General features: G+C 47.3%; 3 protein-coding genes. All 3 read left to right on the top strand.

Features of this window, described 5'->3' with window-relative positions; translation table 11 throughout:
- Position 1 precedes the first annotated feature (1 nt).
- Positions 2-391, top strand: a complete 390-nt coding sequence (locus GRP75_RS26500; protein WP_160790840.1) for a DUF350 domain-containing protein — start codon at positions 2-4, stop codon at positions 389-391.
- A gap of 24 nt (positions 392-415) precedes the next feature.
- Entirely contained in the window at positions 416-922 is a 507-nt protein-coding gene (locus GRP75_RS26495; RefSeq protein WP_007432513.1) for a DUF4178 domain-containing protein, read from the top strand.
- 13 nt (positions 923-935) lie between these two features.
- A partial coding sequence (locus tag GRP75_RS26490; protein WP_160790839.1) for a DUF4247 domain-containing protein occupies positions 936-1577 on the top strand: 642 nt, incomplete at its 3' end.

Genomic DNA, 1577 nt, shown 5'->3' with positions numbered 1-1577 from the left:
GATGAAAGCAATGCTTGTATGGACTGGTGCGGGGGCTATTTTGATCTTCGCATTAATGTATGTCGACTCTTTATTTACGAAGTATAAGGATTTTGCCGAAGTGAAGGCTGGAAATATGGCCGTAACGGTACGAATGATTATGAAGTTAGTTGCACAAGGCTATATCTTGTCAGGCTCTATCGCTACAGCTAATAATTTGCTCGAAGCGCTTGTGTATTCTGTGATTGCCTTTGTCATCCTGCTTGTTTTGGAAGTTATTGTACGTCTGCTGTTGCGGTACTGGGCTCAGTTTGATCTGGATAAAGGGACACAGGAAGGTAAAATTGGTTTCGGTCTGTTTTCAGGAGCGCTGCATCTGGTTGGCGCCTTGATCATTACAGCATGCTTCTAGGCTAAGAAAGGCAGGAATATAACCATGGGTGTGTGGAAACGAATTTCAAATCTATTTGCTAAGCCGGAGCCGCCGAAAGCAGAGAAAAGCATGCTTCACTTAAATCCAGGTGATATCTGTGAAGTGTCGCTTGTCACCTATGAAGTGGTAGGTCGTGTACATAATCGTGCCCGGAATGCCGTTGTTTTGACGCTTCAGGATGGTAATCAAGTCAGTTATCTTCATATTGAGGAACGGGAAACACTGCAATTTGGACTATATCAGGCCATCGACGGCAGACTTGACAACCCTGAGGAAGTGCCGACCATTTTAGAGTTGGATGATACAACGTATCATTTGGAGGAGCAGTATTCTGGGCATGTTACCGTCATGGGCCGTGCTCCTTTCCGACAGGGTGGAGAGCAGCATGTGTGGCAGTACCAGTCTGATGATTACCATCTGTTGCGAGTAGAGTGGCAGGACGGTCGCTTTATGCTTTATGAAGGAGAAGAAGTGATTACCGGAGACGTCAAGGTTATTCGGGCAAGCTAGGAGAGGGTTACACATGAGCAAACGCACCTGGCAGTATGCATTAAAGGTCATTGTGGCGCTGAGCTTGTTCGTTTCCGTGTTAAGCGGCTGCGGCGCGCCAAGTGTAAAAGATACGTATCCGCTGGAATCGGTTAGTGGCAGCGGAAACTCGACCTCGTATGTATACCGGGCAGCTGGCAAGACAGTCCCGGAAGTAGCGGAGGAATTGAAAGAACAGCGTACACCGGAACAAATGTCACCGCAGAGCAATGAGCGGATGTTTCTGGTATATAGCGATGAGTGGTACCATTTGCAGCAAGATCCAGCTAAGAAGGAAGATACACTCATTGAAATTGACAGTAAAAAGTATGTCGAACAAAATTACAGTTCAAGCTTTCTAAAAGGATACTTAACCGCAACTGTGCTAGATGCTCTGTTTGATTCGTTGCGTGGTTCAGGCTCCTATCGAGGCTACTCCAGCAGAGATGTATACCGACCTTCTCAGGGCCAATATCGTGCTCCTACGGTGCAGGAGAAAAAGGCGATTCCGCCAATTACGGTGGAGCGGAAAGGTTCGGTTACCCGTAGAGGAAAGAACTCGGATTCTAGCGTTGGATCAAGCGGAAGTTTGTTCGACAGAGGGTCCAGCAGTTCACCGAGCAGAGGCTCGATTTCA

The sequence above is a fragment of the Paenibacillus sp. OT2-17 genome, from assembly GCF_009827695.1.
Classification (GTDB): domain Bacteria; phylum Bacillota; class Bacilli; order Paenibacillales; family Paenibacillaceae; genus Paenibacillus; species Paenibacillus polymyxa_B.
The sequence above is the reverse complement of the archived record's forward strand: the minus strand, read 5'-3'. Positions and strand labels throughout refer to the sequence as shown.